At 65.9% G+C, this 15,906-nt stretch carries 16 protein-coding genes; 5 read left to right on the forward strand and 11 right to left on the reverse strand.

Annotation, left to right across the window (positions count from 1 at the left end; genetic code table 11):
• Nucleotides 1–3 precede the first annotated feature (3 nt).
• From EPO55_RS08770 to ugpC, 4 genes are read left to right on the forward strand one after another with little or no spacing between them, the layout of a single operon-like run.
• Complete coding sequence (locus EPO55_RS08770) at nt 4–1,323, forward strand: extracellular solute-binding protein (protein WP_296336261.1); 1,320 nt, start codon at nt 4–6, stop codon at nt 1,321–1,323.
• Between the two features lie 32 nt (nt 1,324–1,355).
• The gene (locus EPO55_RS08775; protein ID WP_296336262.1) at nt 1,356–2,285 is read left to right on the forward strand and encodes a sugar ABC transporter permease; all 930 of its coding nucleotides are present in this window, start codon (nt 1,356–1,358) and stop codon (nt 2,283–2,285) included.
• Between the two features lies 1 nt (nt 2,286).
• Nucleotides 2,287–3,138 (forward strand): carbohydrate ABC transporter permease, encoded by an 852-nt coding sequence (locus EPO55_RS08780; protein ID WP_296336263.1) that lies wholly within the window; start codon nt 2,287–2,289, stop codon nt 3,136–3,138.
• A gap of 6 nt (nt 3,139–3,144) precedes the next feature.
• A complete protein-coding gene (ugpC, locus tag EPO55_RS08785) occupies nt 3,145–4,236 on the forward strand; it encodes a sn-glycerol-3-phosphate ABC transporter ATP-binding protein UgpC (RefSeq protein ID WP_296336264.1) in 1,092 nt (363 codons plus the stop codon).
• Between the two features lie 3 nt (nt 4,237–4,239).
• Here the strand turns inward: ugpC and EPO55_RS08790 are convergent, their stop codons facing one another.
• The 10 genes from EPO55_RS08790 to EPO55_RS08835 are packed head-to-tail and all read right to left on the reverse strand — an operon-like array spanning nt 4,240 to nt 13,855.
• Nucleotides 4,240–5,097, reverse strand: coding sequence for an HAD family acid phosphatase (locus tag EPO55_RS08790; protein ID WP_296336267.1), 858 nt, complete (start codon nt 5,095–5,097; stop codon nt 4,240–4,242).
• Nucleotides 5,094–6,053 carry an adenosine deaminase gene (gene add / locus EPO55_RS08795; RefSeq protein ID WP_296336268.1) on the reverse strand — a complete coding sequence of 320 codons (960 nt, stop codon included), beginning with the start codon at nt 6,051–6,053 and terminating at the stop codon, nt 5,094–5,096. Before add ends, EPO55_RS08790 begins: the two co-directional genes overlap by 4 nt.
• Nucleotides 6,050–6,862 carry a phytanoyl-CoA dioxygenase family protein gene (locus tag EPO55_RS08800; RefSeq protein WP_296336269.1) on the reverse strand — a complete coding sequence of 271 codons (813 nt, stop codon included), beginning with the start codon at nt 6,860–6,862 and terminating at the stop codon, nt 6,050–6,052. Before EPO55_RS08800 ends, add begins: the two co-directional genes overlap by 4 nt.
• Nucleotides 6,859–8,181, reverse strand: coding sequence for a thymidine phosphorylase (deoA, locus tag EPO55_RS08805; protein ID WP_296336270.1), 1,323 nt, complete (start codon nt 8,179–8,181; stop codon nt 6,859–6,861). The genes EPO55_RS08800 and deoA overlap by 4 nt, the downstream gene beginning before the upstream one ends.
• 5 nt (nt 8,182–8,186) lie before the next feature.
• A complete protein-coding gene (locus tag EPO55_RS08810; protein WP_296336272.1) occupies nt 8,187–8,978 on the reverse strand; it encodes a purine-nucleoside phosphorylase in 792 nt (263 codons plus the stop codon).
• Nucleotides 8,975–9,370, reverse strand: a complete 396-nt coding sequence (locus EPO55_RS08815) for a cytidine deaminase (protein WP_296336273.1) — start codon at nt 9,368–9,370, stop codon at nt 8,975–8,977. Before EPO55_RS08815 ends, EPO55_RS08810 begins: the two co-directional genes overlap by 4 nt.
• Before the next feature lies 1 nt (nt 9,371).
• On the reverse strand, nt 9,372–10,292 hold the full coding sequence (locus EPO55_RS08820; protein WP_296336274.1) for an ABC transporter permease: 921 nt from the start codon (nt 10,290–10,292) through the stop codon (nt 9,372–9,374).
• A 1-nt stretch (nt 10,293) separates the two neighbouring features.
• Nucleotides 10,294–11,391 carry an ABC transporter permease gene (locus EPO55_RS08825; RefSeq protein WP_296336276.1) on the reverse strand — a complete coding sequence of 366 codons (1,098 nt, stop codon included), beginning with the start codon at nt 11,389–11,391 and terminating at the stop codon, nt 10,294–10,296.
• Nucleotides 11,388–12,926 (reverse strand): ABC transporter ATP-binding protein, encoded by a 1,539-nt coding sequence (locus tag EPO55_RS08830; RefSeq protein WP_296336277.1) that lies wholly within the window; start codon nt 12,924–12,926, stop codon nt 11,388–11,390. The genes EPO55_RS08825 and EPO55_RS08830 overlap by 4 nt, the downstream gene beginning before the upstream one ends.
• Entirely contained in the window at nt 12,914–13,855 is a 942-nt protein-coding gene (locus EPO55_RS08835; protein ID WP_296336285.1) for a BMP family ABC transporter substrate-binding protein, read from the reverse strand. The genes EPO55_RS08830 and EPO55_RS08835 overlap by 13 nt, the downstream gene beginning before the upstream one ends.
• Before the next feature lie 190 nt (nt 13,856–14,045).
• Here EPO55_RS08835 and hydA point away from each other — a divergent pair, with 190 nt between their 5' ends.
• The gene (gene hydA / locus EPO55_RS08840; RefSeq protein WP_296336279.1) at nt 14,046–15,491 is read left to right on the forward strand and encodes a dihydropyrimidinase; all 1,446 of its coding nucleotides are present in this window, start codon (nt 14,046–14,048) and stop codon (nt 15,489–15,491) included.
• Nucleotides 15,492–15,547: 56 nt separating this feature from the next.
• Here the strand turns inward: hydA and EPO55_RS08845 are convergent.
• Nucleotides 15,548–15,906 (reverse strand): hypothetical protein (locus EPO55_RS08845; protein ID WP_296336280.1); only part of this gene is annotated, 359 nt, incomplete at its 5' end.

The following is a 15,906-nucleotide window of genomic DNA, read 5'->3' on the forward strand; positions in this document are numbered from 1 at the left end:
AACATGGCCAAGACGAAGCGTCGTAGTGTGCTTAAGCTTGCTGGCGGTGCAGCCGCCGCGTCGATGGGCGGCATGGCCGCCATTCTTGCAACCGGCCGTATGCCGGCCTTCGCCCAGCAGCGAACGGTTCACTGGCTCAAGTGGGTCGACTTCGTGCCGGCCACCGATGCGCTTTTGAAGAAGGAAATGATGCCGGAGGCCGAGAAGGCGCTGGGCATCAAGATCAACCTCGAGACCGTGAACGGCAACGACCTGCAGCCGCGCATCACGGCCGGCATCCAGTCGGGCTCCGGCGCCGACCTGATCATGTCGTTCAACAGCTATACCCATCTCTACGCCAACAGCGTCGTCGACGTCTCCGAGATCGCCGAGGAAGTCGGCAAGCGCGAAGGCGGCATCTTCCCGTACGCAAAGGCGATCTGCAGCAACGGCAAGATCTACATGGGCATGCCGTGGGCTGTGATCGGCGGCATGATCGCCTGGCGCAAGTCGTGGTTCGAGGAAATCGGCCTCACCAAGTTCCCCGACACCTGGGACGGCTACCGTGAGGCGGCCAAGAAGCTGAAGGCCAAGGGCCGGCCGTTCGGCCAGACCCTGGGCCACACCTTCGGCGACGCGCCGGGCTTCAGCTATCCCTACCTGTGGTCGTGGGGCGGCAAGGAAATCGATGCCAACGGCAAGGTGGTGATCAACTCCAAGGAAACAGTCGAGTCGATCAAGTTCATGCAGGGCCTGTGGAAGGACGGCATGGACGAGGGCGGCCTCGCCTGGGACGACACCAACAACAACCGCGCGTTCCTGTCGCAGACCATCTCCGCGACGCTGAACGGCGCCTCGATCTACATCGAGACCCTGCGCAAGCCCGACCAGTACAAGACGGAAAAGGGCCTGCCGATGAACAAGGACATCCTGCATGCGCCCCTGCCCAAGGGACCGGCGGGACAGTTCGGCTTCCATCTGCTGCAGTCGAACATGCTGATGAAGTATTCCAAGAACCAGGACGCTTCGAAGGCCTTCCTCAAGTGGATTCACACCGAGGCGAACTACAGGAAGTTCTTCGAATCGCAGAAGGGCTTCGCGACACCCTGCACCGCCAAGTGGGAGTCCGATAAGCTGTGGGATGTCGATCCGGTCATGACGCCCTACAAGGTCGCGGCCCGCCTCGGCCAGGCGATCGGCAACGCCGGACCACCCGACGCCAAGGCTCAGGAGGTCCTGTCGAAGTACATCGTCACCGACATGTACGCCAAGGCAGTCCAGGGCATGCCGGCCGAGGACGCGGCGAAGTGGGCCGACGCCGAGCTCAAGAAAGTCTACGTCTGAGTTCGGGTAACCGCGTTTAGGGTAACCCGTCCATGACGGTATCAGCACTTCCGGCGGCGGAGAGCAAACGGCTCTCCCCGCGCTTGCGTAAGCTCGAGGACGAACGCTGGCTCGCGTTGGCGCTCCTGGCGCCAACTGCGATCCTGCTCGGCTTGTTCATTGCCTACCCCTTCTTCGAAGGCGTGATGCTGTCGCTCAGCAGCGCGCGTGTCGGTCAGCCCGGGGAATTCGTCGGGCTGAAGAACTTCCACAAGATCTGGGACGACAGCATCTTCCGCACGACGGTGTGGAACACGTTCTGGTACACGGGCGTGACGACGGTGTTCAAGCTGGCGCTCGGCCTGTGGCTGGCGATCCTGCTCAACCGGCATTTCAAGGGCAAGGCGATCATCCGCGCCTTCATCCTGCTGCCGTTCATCATTCCCACGGTGCTCTCGACCTTCGCCTGGAAGTGGATGTTCGATCCCACCTTCAGCGTCATCAACTGGACATTGTTCCAGCTCGGCCTCATCACCACCCGGATCAACTGGCTGGGCGATCCCGACCTTGCCATGACATCGATCATCATCATCAACATCTGGCGCGGCGTGCCGTTCTTTGCCATCACGCTGCTGGCCGGCCTGCAGACCATCAGCCCCGAGCTTCACGAGGCCGCCGCCATCGACGGCGCGCGCCCGTGGCAGCGCTTCTGGCATGTCACCTGGCCGCTGCTCATGCCGGTCACCCTGGTGGTGGTGCTGTTCTCGGTCATCCAGACCTTCGCCGACTTCCAGCTGGTCTATGTCATGACCGGCGGCGGGCCGGCCAACGCCACGCATCTGTTCGCCACCTATGCCTACCAGCTCGGCATTGGCACCGGCCTGCTGGCCGAGGGCGCTGCGATTTCGCTCGCGATGTTCCCGTTCCTCTTCGTCATCGTGGTCGTGCAGCTGCTCTACATCCGCCGAGTGGAGACCCGCTGACATGATCGAGGGCGCCCTCTGGAGACGATGGGTCTTCTACAACATTCCGCTGATCCTGTTCGTCTTCGTCCTGCTGTTTCCCTTCTACTGGATGATCGTCACGACCTTCCGGCCGGACGGCGAGCTCTACCTGCCGTGGAACGCGCCCAACTACATGCCGTTCTGGACCAACAATCCGACGCTCGAGCACATCCTCTATCTGTTCGAGGAGACCAACTTCGCGCGCTGGATGTTCAACACCATGTTCATCGCGTTGGTCTCGACCATCATCTCGCTGTTCTGCGGCGTGCTGGCAGGCTATGCGCTGGCCCGCCTCAACTTCCCCTACGCCGGCGGCCTCGGCACGGCGATCTTCATCACCTATCTGGTGCCGCAGACGCTGCTGTTCATTCCGCTGGCGGAGATCATCCGCAACTTCCAGCTCGGCGACACGCCGTGGTCGCTGATCCTGACCTATCCGACATTCCTGATTCCGTTCTGCACCTGGCTGATGATGGGCTACTTCAAGGCCATCCCGAAGGAACTCGAGGAATGCGCCCGCATCGACGGCGCCTCGCGCTGGAAGGCGATGGTCTACATCATCATTCCGGTGGCCGTGCCTGGCATCCTGTCGTCGGGCATCATCGCCTTCACGCTGTCATGGAACGAGTTTATCTACGCCCTGGTCTTCCTGTCCTCGCCGGACCAGAAGACCGTCCCCGTCGGAGTCACCTCGGAGTTGATCCGCGGCGACGTGTTCTTCTGGGGGCCGCTCATGGCGGGTGCCCTGCTCGGCTCCATTCCGGTGGCGATCGTCTACTCATTCTTCGTCGAACACTACGTTTCGGGCCTTACCGGCTCGGTCAAGGGGTAGCGAGACATGGCTGAGGTCAGCCTTCACAAGCTCAACAAGAAATTCGACACCACCCATGTCGTGAAGGATGTCGACCTTCAGATCCGCGACAAGGAATTCATGGTCTTCGTCGGGCCGTCGGGCTGCGGCAAGACCACGACCCTGCGCATGATCGCCGGCCTGGAAGCCATTACCACTGGTGAGATTCGCATCGATGACCGGGTGGTCAACGAAGTGCCACCGATGGACCGCGACATTGCCATGGTGTTCCAGAACTACGCGCTCTACCCGCACATGAGCGTCGCTTCCAACATGGCGTTCGGCCTGAAGATGAGGAAGTTCGAAAAGGCCGAGATCGAGAAGCGCATCAACAACGCCGCTTCCATCCTGGGCATCGAGAGCCTGCTCGAGCGCAAGCCGCGGCAGCTTTCGGGCGGCCAACGCCAGCGCGTGGCGCTGGGCCGGGCGATCGTGCGCGATCCCAAGGTCTTTCTGTTCGACGAGCCGCTTTCCAATCTCGACGCCAAGTTGCGCGTGCAGATGCGCGTCGAACTCAAGAAGCTGCACGAGCGACTGGCCGTGACCTCGGTCTACGTCACCCATGATCAGGTCGAAGCCATGACGCTCGGCGACCGGGTGGTGGTGATGAAGGACGGGTTGGTCCAGCAGGTCGGCGAGCCGCTGGAACTCTACAACACCCCGGCCAACCGCTTCGTCGCGGGCTTCATCGGCTCACCGGCAATGAATTTCGCCGACGTGACCCTGGTGGAAAATGGCGGCAAGCCCGTCGCCGACGCGCCCGGGCTGCGCATCGGGTTGCCAGGAGAGCTGGCCACGCGGGCCCGCGCCAAGACCGGCCGCAAGGCGACACTCGGCATCCGGCCGGAGGACATCCATATCGCGACCCCTGCGGATGCGCCGGAATATTGCTTCGAAGCCGTCGTCGAGGTGGTCGAGCAGCTTGGATCCGAGATCCTGCTCGATATGCGCGTCGGCGAGGCCTTGATGGTGGCGAGCGTCGAGCCGACGTTGCGCGTGCGTGCCCACGACACGCTCAAGCTGGCGCTCAAACCCGAACGGCTGCACCTATTCGACGCCGAGACCGAAGCGGCGATCTAGCCTCTACGGCGTGGGCCCCACCCAGGACTCCAGCACGTCCCACTTGGTCTTGCGCTGCTCCTCGCGCGCCTTCTTGAAGTCGTGGCCGAACGGGGCCGTGTCGAACGACCCGTAGGTCGGATTGGCGATCACCAGCCACTGGCGGCCCCAGTAGGCCATGTCTGACTCGAAAGCCTTCTGACGCTCACCCTCGCTGGTGCGGTAGCGGTCGTCGAAATCGCCGAAGTTGTCGCCGATGTTGAGCAGGACGCGATAGTCCTTGGTGACCACGGCGCGACGCGTGCCCTTGGCCCCGCCCCACTCAGGCTTCTCGCCCTGCATCAGGAAGGTGTCGACGTTGCCGCCCATCGGGAAGCCGAGCTTGGCCATGTTCTCGCGCGTGTCCTTCTCGGTCTCGGCGCCGCGGTTGGTGATGTAGAAGACCTTCACGCCCTTGGAATCGGCGTACTTGGTGAATTCCAGCGCGCCCGGGATCGCGGTCGACACCTGGGCAGCGCAGAACTGGTTCCAGGTCTTGGTGCCGAAGGTCTGGTTGTTCTTCAGCATCCAGACCTGGTAGCGCGAGTTGTCGAGCAGGGTCTCGTCGATGTCGAGAATGACAGCCGGCGGCAGGCTCTGATAATCGGCCTTCTGCTCGGCCGGCGAGGCCGTCCAGTTCTTGTCGGCCAGCGCCTCGTCGAGACGGATGCGGGCCAGGGCGAAGACCGTGAGTGCATTGCCCTTGTATTCAACGGCGCGCTGCGTCCACAGGGTGGCCAGCAGCATGTCGTGAGCCGGCAGCGCGTCCTGCGCCCGTGCCACGCCCGACGACAGGATCGTGGAAATGACGGCGCCGAGCGCCAGGGCAGTCCTTGCGATCATGACCCAATCTCCTTCAACAGTGCTCGTTTGGTCGCCTCGTCGGCGAACGAGGCCTCGACCGCCGTTCGCGCGATATGCCTCAATGCCGCATCGCCAAGACCCGCCTTGTCGTACTCGTTGCCGAGTGTCGTGTGGAAGAACGGCGGATCGTCGGAATTGAGCGTGACGGCAACGCCGGCGGCGATCAAGCGATGCAGCGGATGGGAGACCCGGTCGGGATACAGCCCGAGGGCGACATTGCTGCCCGGACAGACCTCGAGGACGGTGCCCCGGCGCGCCAGTTCCGCCATCAGCGCAGCATCGTCGGCCGAACGCACGCCGTGGCCGATTCGGGTGACCGGCAAGGCCTCGATGGAGGCCCAGACGCTTTCAGGACCGAGCACCTCGCCGGCATGGACGGTACAGCCATAACCCTGATCGTGCGCCAGCCGGTACGCCGGCGCGAAATCGGCCGGCGTGAACTTCGCCTCGTCACCGCCCATGCCGAACCCCACGATATAGGGATGTGGCTCGATGACCATGCCCTCGGCCATCGCCAGAGCACGTTCGGGCCCGAGATGACGGATGCAGATGATGATGATGCGGCCGACGATGCCGAACTCGCGCTGGGCGCGGTCGATACCTTCGGCCAGCGCCTCGACCCATGCCGCATAGGAGATCCCGAGCGCCGCCGGCCGCTCGGGCGAGCAGAACATCTCGACATAGATCGCACCCTCGGCCGCCACGCCCGCAAGGTACGAATAGATCACATCGCCGAAATCACGCGGCGTACGCAGCACGGTGCAGACGCGGTCGTAGGCGGCGAGAAAGCTCAGGAAGTCCTGCCATACATAGTGACCGTCGGGGCCGAACAGTCCCCGGGGAAGATCGAGGCCATTGCGCGCCGCCAGCTCGCGCGCGAGCGCTGGAGAAATCGAACCTTCGAGATGGCAGTGCAGTTCGACCTTGGGGATCACGCGAAGCCTCGTAGCGGCAGGTCCGGCCGTTGCAGCCAGTTGTCCGCCGGATAATCGGCCCTGCCGTCGACCAGATGCAAGGCATAGGCGTGGCGGGCCCGCGACGAGCGGTTGGGCGCGCTGGCATGCGGCAGCAGGCCGTCCAGGACGACCAGCGTGCCGCGCCGCGCCTCAAGCGCAACCGGCGGGATGTCGGGCCAAGGCGTGGCGTCCAGCGTACGGATGACCATCCGGCCGTTCTCGCGCAGGAACCGCTGGCGCAACGGCCCGCGATGGGCGCCCGGCAGCACCGTCAGGCAGCCATTGTCGCGGTCGGCATCGTCGAGGGCGATCCAGAAGCCGGTCACCGTCGAGGGGCTCGTATGCAGGTAGGTGGCGTCCTGGTGCCAGCCGACCTCGGCGCCGATCTGCGGCTGCTTAAAGAGGTACATGGATTGCAGCAGCAGCGGCTGGGCGAAGCCCAGGGCATTCGCCAACTCGGCCAGTCGCGGCTGGCGCGAGATGCGGTCGAAGACCGGATCGAGGTCGTGCAGCGCATGGCCGATCTTGTTCAAGGCAAGCGGCACCGGCTGGTCGGTCGCCTGCTCCTCGAAGAAGAAGCGGATCGCGCTACCCGATTCCTGGAAATAGAGGTCGCGGGCATGACCCTGGTCGCGCGTCGAAAAGACGGTGCGCACCGGACCGGGATCGAAGGCCGCCACCAGCTCCGCCGCGCGGGCCTGCAGGACGTCACAGTCGGCGGGCGGCAAGAAGCCCTCCAGCACCAGGAAGCCGTCACGCGCATACACCGCCAGATCGGGCGTGCTCATTGGACGACGCGCTCCATGACAACCGGGCGCCTGGCAATCGGCGCGTCGCCGATGCGGATGGCCTGGCGCACGAGGGCTATGGCCGCATCGGCATCGGTCTCGCTCGCGGCATGGACGATGCAGAGGGGATTGCCGGCCCGGACCGCGACGCCGACGTCGGTCATCTCGCTGAGGCCGACCGAGGGGTCGATCGCATCGTCGGCATGGGCCCGGCCACCCCCCAGCGCGACGACTGCAATACCGACCTGGCGGGCATTCATGCCCGTGACATGGCCCGTGCGCTCCGCGGTGCAAGGCCTGATCACCGGCGCCTGCGACAGGTAGCGGCCGGAGTGATCGAGAAAATCGGCCGGCCCGCCCAGCGCCGTCACCATGCGGCCAAAGACCTCCGCCGCCCGCCCGTCGGCCAGCACCGCCTCGGCGCGCGCACGGCCGGCGGCCACGCTGGGCGCCAGGCCGCCCAGCACCAGCATCTCGCCGGCAAGCGCCAGGGTGACCTCGTGCAGGCGCGGTTCGCGCGTGCCGGTCCCGGTCAGATAGGCGACGGTCTCCGCGATCTCGAGCGCATTGCCGACGTCGCGGCCCAGCACCTGGTCCATGTCGGTGATCAGGGCGATGGTCGGCAGACCGGCCTGGTTGGCCACGGCAACGAGGCTGCGGGCCAGGTCGCGCGCCATCTCCTCGGTATCGCAGAACGCGCCGGAGCCGCATTTCACGTCCATGACCAGCCCGGCGAGGCCCGCGGCGATCTTCTTGGACAGGATCGAGCTCACCAGCAGCGGGATCGACTCGACGCTGCCGGTGACGTCGCGAACGGCGTAGAGGCGCCGGTCGGCCGGCGCCAGATCGTCGGTCTGGCCGATCACGGCGCAGCCGACCTCGCGGACGACGCGCCGGAAGGTCGCGATGTCGGGCTGGGTCTCGTAGCCCGAAATCGACGAGAGCTTGTCGAGCGTGCCGCCGGTGTGACCGAGCCCGCGGCCGGAGATCATGGGCACGAAGCCGCCGCACGCCGCCACGATCGGCGCCAGCATCAGGCTCACCTTGTCGCCGACACCGCCGCTCGAATGCTTGTCGATCACCGGGCCGGGCAGCGCGAGATCCTGCCAGTCGAGCGTGATGCCCGAGCGGGCGAGGCCCAGGGTGAGCGCCACGCGTTCGCGCACGATCATGCCGCGGAAGAACACCGACATGGCGAAGGAGGCCACCTGGCCCTCGCTCAAGCTGCCGTCGTGAATACCCTGCACAATGAAGGCGATCTCCTCGGCCGAGAGCTCGTGGCCGTCGCGTTTCCGGCGGATGATCTCCTGCGGCAACATGATGCCTAGGCGTATTGCTCGAGAAAGAGGCGCAGGAGACGGCGCACGTCACCCGAGGCCGAACCCGCAACGGCGATCGTCTGATCGTGCGCGAGCGTACCCGGGACGAGACCGGCGGCGTAGTTTGTCATCAGCGACAGCGCCGCCACTTTCATGCCGGCGTGGCGCGCCAGGATCGTTTCCGGTGCCGTCGACATGCCGACGGCGTCGGCGCCCAGGATGCGGGCCGCCCGGATTTCCGCCGGTGTCTCGAAACTGGGACCGCTGAACCACATGTAGACGCCGTCATGGCAACGGACGTTGGCCTCCTTGGCTGCCGTCAGCAGCTTCTTGACCAGGGCGGGGTCGTAGGCATCGACCATGTCGACGAAGCGATCGTTGCCCGATCCCACGCCGAACAGCGGATTGACGCCGGTGAAGTTGATGTGGTCGGTGATCGCCATCACCGAACCCGGCGGCATGTCGAGCCGGAGGCTGCCGGCGGCGTTGGTCTGCAGCAGGGTCTCGCAGCCGAGCTCTGCCATGGTCCTGATGGCGCCTTTCATCTCGTCGGCACGGCCGTTCTCGTAGTAATGCGCGCGACCCTGCAGCACGGCGACAGGAGTCGGGCCGACATGACCCAGCAACAGCATCCCGGCGTGGCTGCTGACGCTGGTCCGGGGAAAACCTTCAAGCTCGCCATAAGGAATGGCGGCGACGGCCTTCACCTCCTCAACGAAGCCGCCCAATCCCGAGCCCAGCACGACCGCCACTTTCGGCCGGAAGCCCGGGGCAGCACGAGCGATCGCATCGTTCATGGCTTGCCGATATGGTGCGGGCCGAAGGACATCGGCAGGAGCTGGCCAAGGGTGACGGTCCTGTGCAGGCCATCAGGGCCGCAGAGATGGACCGGCAGGTCGTCGCTGGCGAATTCGCGCAGCTTCTGGCGGCATCCGCCGCAGGGCGTAATAATCTCGGGACCGGGGCCGACGACGACACATTCCAGGATGTGCTTCTGGCCGGCCGCCACCATCGCGGCGATCGCCGACGCCTCGGCACAGAGCCCTTGCGGATAGGCCGCGTTCTCGACGTTGCAGCCGCCATGGAGCGAGCCGTCCTCGCCGCGCACCGCCGCGCCGACGTGGAACTTCGAGTAGGGCGCATGGGCACGCAGCATCATGCGGCGTGCCAGATGGAGCAGATCGTCCAACTCAGTGCTCCTTCTCGTATGGCACGCCGGCGGCCTTGGGGGCAACGGCGCGGCCGATGAAGCCGGCCAGCAGGAACATGGTGAGAAGATACGGCATGGCCTGGATCAGTTGCACCGGAACTTCACCCACGCCAGGTACCCGGACACCCTGGAGGCGGATGGCCATGGCATCGAGCAGGCCGAAGATCAGGCAGGCGCCCAGGGCCGGCAGCGGTCGCCACTTGCCGAAGATGATGGCAGCCAGGGCGATGAACCCCTGGCCCGCCGTCATGTCGCGGCTGAATCCGGCATTCTGGCCGATCGACAGATAGGCGCCGGCGAGGCCAGCCAGCAGCCCGCAGAGCAGCACCGCGCGATAACGCAGCCATGCCACCGAGAGGCCGGCGGCATCGACGGCGAGCGGCATTTCACCGACAGCGCGCAAGCGGAGACCGAAGCGTGTGCGGGCGATGATCCACCAGGTGAGCGGCACCGACAGCAGCGCGGCATAGACCAGGATGTTGTCCCCCGCCCCCGGCAGAAAGAGTGGCAGCAACCGCTGGCCGTCCAGGAGCGGCGGCGTCTGGCCACCGCGCGCGAACCAGGCGGTGCCGAGGACGACGGTGAGCCCGGCCGCCAGGATGTTGATGGCGACGCCGCTCACCACCTGGTTGCCGCGATAGGTGATGCAGGCGAAGCCATGCAGCAGGGCCAGGGCCTCCGCGGCAAGGATGGCCGCGGCCACGCCCGCCCAGGCCGAACCGGTGACCGACGCGGTCGCGGCGGCGAAGAAGGCGGCCATCAGCATCTTGCCTTCGAGGCCGACATCGACGATGCCGCTCTTCTCCGAGAACAGCCCGCCCATGGCGCAAAGCACCAGCGGCGTGGCGACCCGGAGCGTTGACGCCAGCATCAGGAAGACAAAGGAGAAGGCTTCGTCCATGTCAGGCCCGGCGCGCGAACAGGACCTGCAGCCAGGGCCGCGGCAGATGCGCCAGTGCGCCCGAGAACAGGATGATCAGGCCCTGAATCACCACCACCATCTCGCGCGTGATGGAGGGGATCTCGAACGCCAGTTCCGCTCCGCCCTGCTGCAATGCCCCGAACAGCAGCGCGGCCAGCATGATGCCGAGCGGATGGTTGCGTCCCATCAGGGCGACGGCGATGCCGGCAAAACCGTAGCCCGCGGGAAAATCGAGCACGATGCGGTGATGCACGCCCATCAGCTCGTTGACGCCCACGAAGCCCGCCAGACCGCCCGAGAGACACATGGCAAGCATGGTCATGCGCCGGAGATTGGTGCCGGCGTAGACCGCGGCCTCGGGATTGTGGCCCATGGTGCGGAGCGCATAGCCCCACGGCGTGTGCCACAGGAACACCCAGACGGCCGCGCAGCACAGAACCGCCAGCACGATCGTGAGGTTGAGGGCCGAGGGCGCCACGCTGATGCCGATGGCCTGCAACGCATCGTGCATCGCGGGGATCCGGCCCGAGGGCGCGAAGGTGCGGCTCTGCGGCGTCATCGAGCCTGGCGCGATCAGCACGTTCACCATCAGGTAGACCATCAGCGCCGAGGCCACGAAGTTGAACATGATGGTGGTGATGACGATATGGCTGCCGCGCCACGCCTGCGCCCAGGCCGGAACGGCGGCCCAGGCGGCGCCGAACAGGGCCGACGCGGCGATGGCAAGGGGGGCCAGGAGCCAGGCCGGCAGCCAGCGGTCGAGCGCCAGGACGGCCAGGCCACAGCCCAGGCCACCGATATAGGCCTGACCCTCGCCGCCGATGTTGAACAGGCCGGCATGGAAGGCGACGGCGACCGCGAGGCCGGTAAAGGTGAAGTTGGTGGCGTAGTAGAGCGTGTAGCCGATCGATTCGGAGGAGCCCAAGGCTCCCACGACCAGGAGCCGGAGCGCGTGAAAGGGATCGACGCCGATGATCGCCACGATCACGCCGACGACGATGAAGGCGAGCGCGATGTTCACCAGCGGCAGCATGGCGATCTCGGCCCATGCCGGCAGGGGACGACGGGGCGCCGTCATGCCGCGTCAGCGCCCGCCATCATCAGGCCGAGCCTGCGTTCGTCAGCCCGGCCCGGCTCGACTTCGCCCACGATGCGGCCCGCGAACATCACCAGAATGCGGTCGGCGAGCGACAGGATCTCGTCCAGTTCCACCGACACGACCAGCACCGCACAGCCCGCGTCGCGCGCCTTCACCAGCTCGCGATGGATGAATTCGATGGCGCCGATGTCGACGCCGCGGGTCGGCTGGCCGACCAGCAGCACCTTGGGCTGGCGGGCGATCTCGCGTGCCAGGACCAGCTTCTGCTGGTTGCCGCCGGAGAAATGGGACGACCGCAACCCCGGTGACCGTGGGCGCACGTCGAAGCGCTCCATCAGCTGGGCGCAATGGGCACCGACGGCCGGACCGTCGAGCAGATAGTGGCGGGTGAACGGTGGCCCGTCCTGGTAGCCCAGGATCGACGTCTCCGAGGCCTCGAATGCCGCCACCATGCCCTGGCGCAACCGGTCCTCCGGTACGTGGGCGAGCCCGAGCACACGCATGTCCGCGGGATTGCCGGGATGGCGGGCGTCGAGCGTGCGGCCGCAGACGGTCAGCCGCCCCTCGCTCGGCGCGCGGATTCCCGCCAGCACCTGCAGCAGTTCGCTTTGTCCGTTGCCGGTGACGCCGGCGATGCCCACGATCTCCCCGGCGCGCAACTCGATCCCGACATCGTCGAGCAGTCGCACCCCCCGGTCGTCGACCAGCGAGAGGTGCTCGGCACGCAACAGGATTTCGCCCTGCCGCGGCGCGGCCTTGTCGAGGTCGAGGCGGACCTTGCGGCCGACCATCAACTCGGCAAGCTCCTCGGAGCTGGTATCGCGGGTCCGGCGCTCGACCACCATCCGGCCCTGGCGCATGACGTAGACGCGGTCGGTCGCCGCCATGATCTCGCGCAGCTTGTGGGTGATCAGGACGACCGTGACGCCGCGTTCCCTCAACGTCTGCAGGATGCGGAACAGGCGGTCGGTCTCCTGCGGCGTCAGCACGGCGCTGGGCTCGTCCAGGATCAGGATCCGCGCGCCGCGGAACAGCACCTTCAGGATCTCGACCCGCTGCTGCTCGCCGACCGAGAGGTTGGCGACGCGCACATCGGGATCGATCGAGAGCCCATAGTCGCGCGCCAGCCGGGCCAGCTCAGCCCGTGCCGCCGCGAGACCGCCGGCCAGCAACAGGCCGCCTTCGGCGCCCAGCACCATGTTCTCGAGCACTGTGAAGCTGTCGATCAGCATGAAATGCTGGTGGACCATGCCGATGCCATGGGCGATGGCGTCGCGCGGGCTCGCCATCTCGACCGGCTGGCCATCGACCCATATTTCGCCGGCATCGGCGCGGTAGAGGCCGTAGAGGATGCTCATCAGGGTCGACTTGCCGGCGCCGTTTTCGCCGACGATGCCGGTGATCGTCCCCGTCTCGATCCGAAGCGACACGCCGCGCACAGCGTGGACGCTGCCGAAAGATTTCTCGATCCCGCGAAGCTCGATAGCCGCTGCCGCAGGCGTCAGGGCTTGCACGAGTTGTTGCTCATGTAGTCATGGACGACGATCTTGCCCGACACGATGTCGGCCTTGGCGGCATCGACCTTGGCCTTCATGGCGGGGGTGATCAGCTTCTCGTTGTCCTTGTCGAGCGCCCAGTCGACGCCGCCGTCCTTGAGGCCGAGCACCTGGACACCGGCCTTCCATTGGCCCATCTGCGCCGCCTTGAAGCTGTTGTAGGTGGCGAGATCGACGCGCTTCAGCATCGAGGTCAGCATCGTGCCGGGATGCAGGTGGTTCTGGTTGGAATCGACGCCGATGCCGAGTTTGCCGCGGTCCTTGGCGGCCTGCAGGATTCCGATGCCGGTCGAGCCGGCGGCGGCGTAGACGACGTCGACACCGCGGTCGAACTGGCCCTTGGCGAGCTCGGCGCCGCGACCGGGATCGTTCCAGGCGGCGGGCGTCGTGCCGGTCATGTTGGAGATCAGCTCGGCGTTGGGATTGGCGTACTTGATGCCCTGCTCGAAGCCGCACTGGAAGCGTCGGACCAGCGGGATGTCCATGCCGCCCACGAAGCCGATCTTGCCGGTCTTGGAGGCCAGCGCCGCCAGCACGCCCACCAGGAACGAGCCTTCCTGCTCCTTGAACACCACCGACTGCACGTTGGGCAGGTTGACCACGCTGTCGATGATGGTGAAGCGGACCTTGGGAAATTCCTTGGCGACCTTCTCGAGCGCGACCGCCTGCGAGAAGCCGACGGCGACGATGGGATCCTGGCCGCGCTGGGCGAACCGGCGCAGCGCCTGCTCGAACTGCGTCTCGTTGCTGGGCTCGAACTCGGCGACCGCGGTGTTGGTTTCCTTCTTGAACTTCTCGGCGCCCGCGCTCACGCCTTCGTTGAAGGATTTGTCGAACTTCCCGCCCGTACTGTAGACGACGGCGGGCTTGACGGCGGTCTGCGCCATGACCGGCGCCAGCACGCTCAAGGCAATCAAGGCGATTGCCGATCCCAACCAGCACTTCATGGCGGCCCCCTTGCCTCTTGGATTCGACCCCAAGTGTGGACCGGCCCGGTTCTCCGGTCTAGGCGGGTATGGTGCGGCCGGCCTCGAACGACGGCATGGGCCTTGCTACCGTCGGACCAGGGAGAGAACCATGGCCGAATACGACCTCGTCATCCGCAACACGACGATCGCCACGGCTGCAGACGTCGTGAAGGGCGATATCGGCATCTCCGGCGGCCGCGTGGTAGCCTTGGGCGAGCGGCTCGACAGGGGCCAGCGGGAGATCGACGCCACGGGCCTGATCGCCGTGCCCGGCGGCATCGACGCCCACGTCCATTTCGACCAGGACACGGCCGACGGCTCGGTCTTCTGCGACGATTTCGAGAGCGGCAGCCGGGCGGCGGCGGCCGGTGGCACCACGACCATCATCCCCTTTGCCTACCAGAACAAAGCGCAACCGCTGCGTGACGCAGTGAACAAGTATCACCAGCGCGCCGAGGGCAAGTCGCTGATCGACTATGCCTTCCACGTCATCCTGTCCGATGCCAGCCACAAGATCATGGGGCAGGACTTCACCGCCCTGGTTGCCGACGGCTACACCTCGTTCAAGGTCTACATGACCTACGACGACGTGAAGTTGACGGATCGCGAGATGCTCGACGCCCTGGCGGCCGCCCGCCGCGAGCAGGCGATGCTGATGATCCATGCCGAGAACGCCGACTGCATCGCCTGGCTGACCGAGCGTTTGGAACTCAAGGGCATGACGGCCGCCAAGTTCCATGCCACCTCGCGGCCCTTCGTGGTCGAGCGCGAGGCCACACACCGCGCCATCTCGCTGGCCGAGCTGCTGGACGTGCCGATGCTGCTGGTCCACGTCTCGGCAAAGGAGGCGATGCACGAGATCCAGCGCGCGCAGGCGCGTGGCCTCAGGGTCTATGGCGAGACCTGCCCGCAGTATCTGTTCCTGAGCGAGGAGGATTTCGAGAAGCCGGGCGATGAGGGCAGCAAATGCGTGTGCTCGCCGCCGCCGCGCGGCACCGACAACCAGGAGCATATCTGGACCGGCCTCGCCGCCGGCACCTTCCAGGTCCTGTCGTCGGACCATGCCGCCTTCAAGTACGACGACGTGCGCGGCAAGAAACTGCCCGGCGCCGACAAGAGCTTCCGCAAGATTCCCAATGGCGTGCCGGGCGTCGAAACGCGCCTGCCGCTCCTGTTCTCCGAGGGCGTCAACAAGGGCCGCCTCACCCTGCAGCAGTTCGTGGCGCTCTCCTCCACCAACCCCGCCAGGATCTATGGCCTGCATCCGCGCAAGGGCACGATCGCGGTCGGCGCCGACGCCGACATCGTGCTGTGGGACCCCGCCCGCAAGGTGAGCCTCACCAACTCGATCCTGCACCACAATTGCGACTACACGCCCTACGAGGGCCGCGAGCTCACCGGCTATCCGGTGATGACCCTGTCACGCGGCGAGGTGGTGATGGACGAAGGCCGGATGAGCGGCTCCGCCGGCCGCGGCCTCTTCCAGAAATGCGACCGCCCCGAAGCCGCCCGCCCGCGCGGCCGGCCGCTGATCGATCCCTCCATCTTCACCTGACGCAACATGGACCAGCCGGCATCCGCTCGCGCCGCTGGACGCGGTGCGAGCCGCCGCTATGTCTTGGGCGTATAGTCACGCCGGCAAGCATTATAGGAATAGGTCATATGGAATGGGCGGGCTCCGCTGCCCGGATCGAACGTCAGGTAGAACGTTCTGTTCTTGTTGTCTTTGCCGACAACTTTTCCAGAACCATCAGGCTGCAACGCCTTCAAATCGACAGTGAATGAATGGTTCGGCACTGGGCTCGTACTCGCAAAAGTGAGCGTGTTCCCCTTTATGTCGACCCGCCCGACAGCCTGCCCGACCCATTCCGGCATGGCAATCGTACCGCCGCCGCAGTAGGGCGAAGTGCCATCCTCCAGTCTGCCAACAGCAGTCCACGTCGCGTCTGTCGAGCTGGAGCTGGCCAGAT

The organism is Reyranella sp. (assembly GCF_004296935.1).
In the GTDB taxonomy this organism is placed as follows: Bacteria; Pseudomonadota; Alphaproteobacteria; order Reyranellales; family Reyranellaceae; genus Reyranella.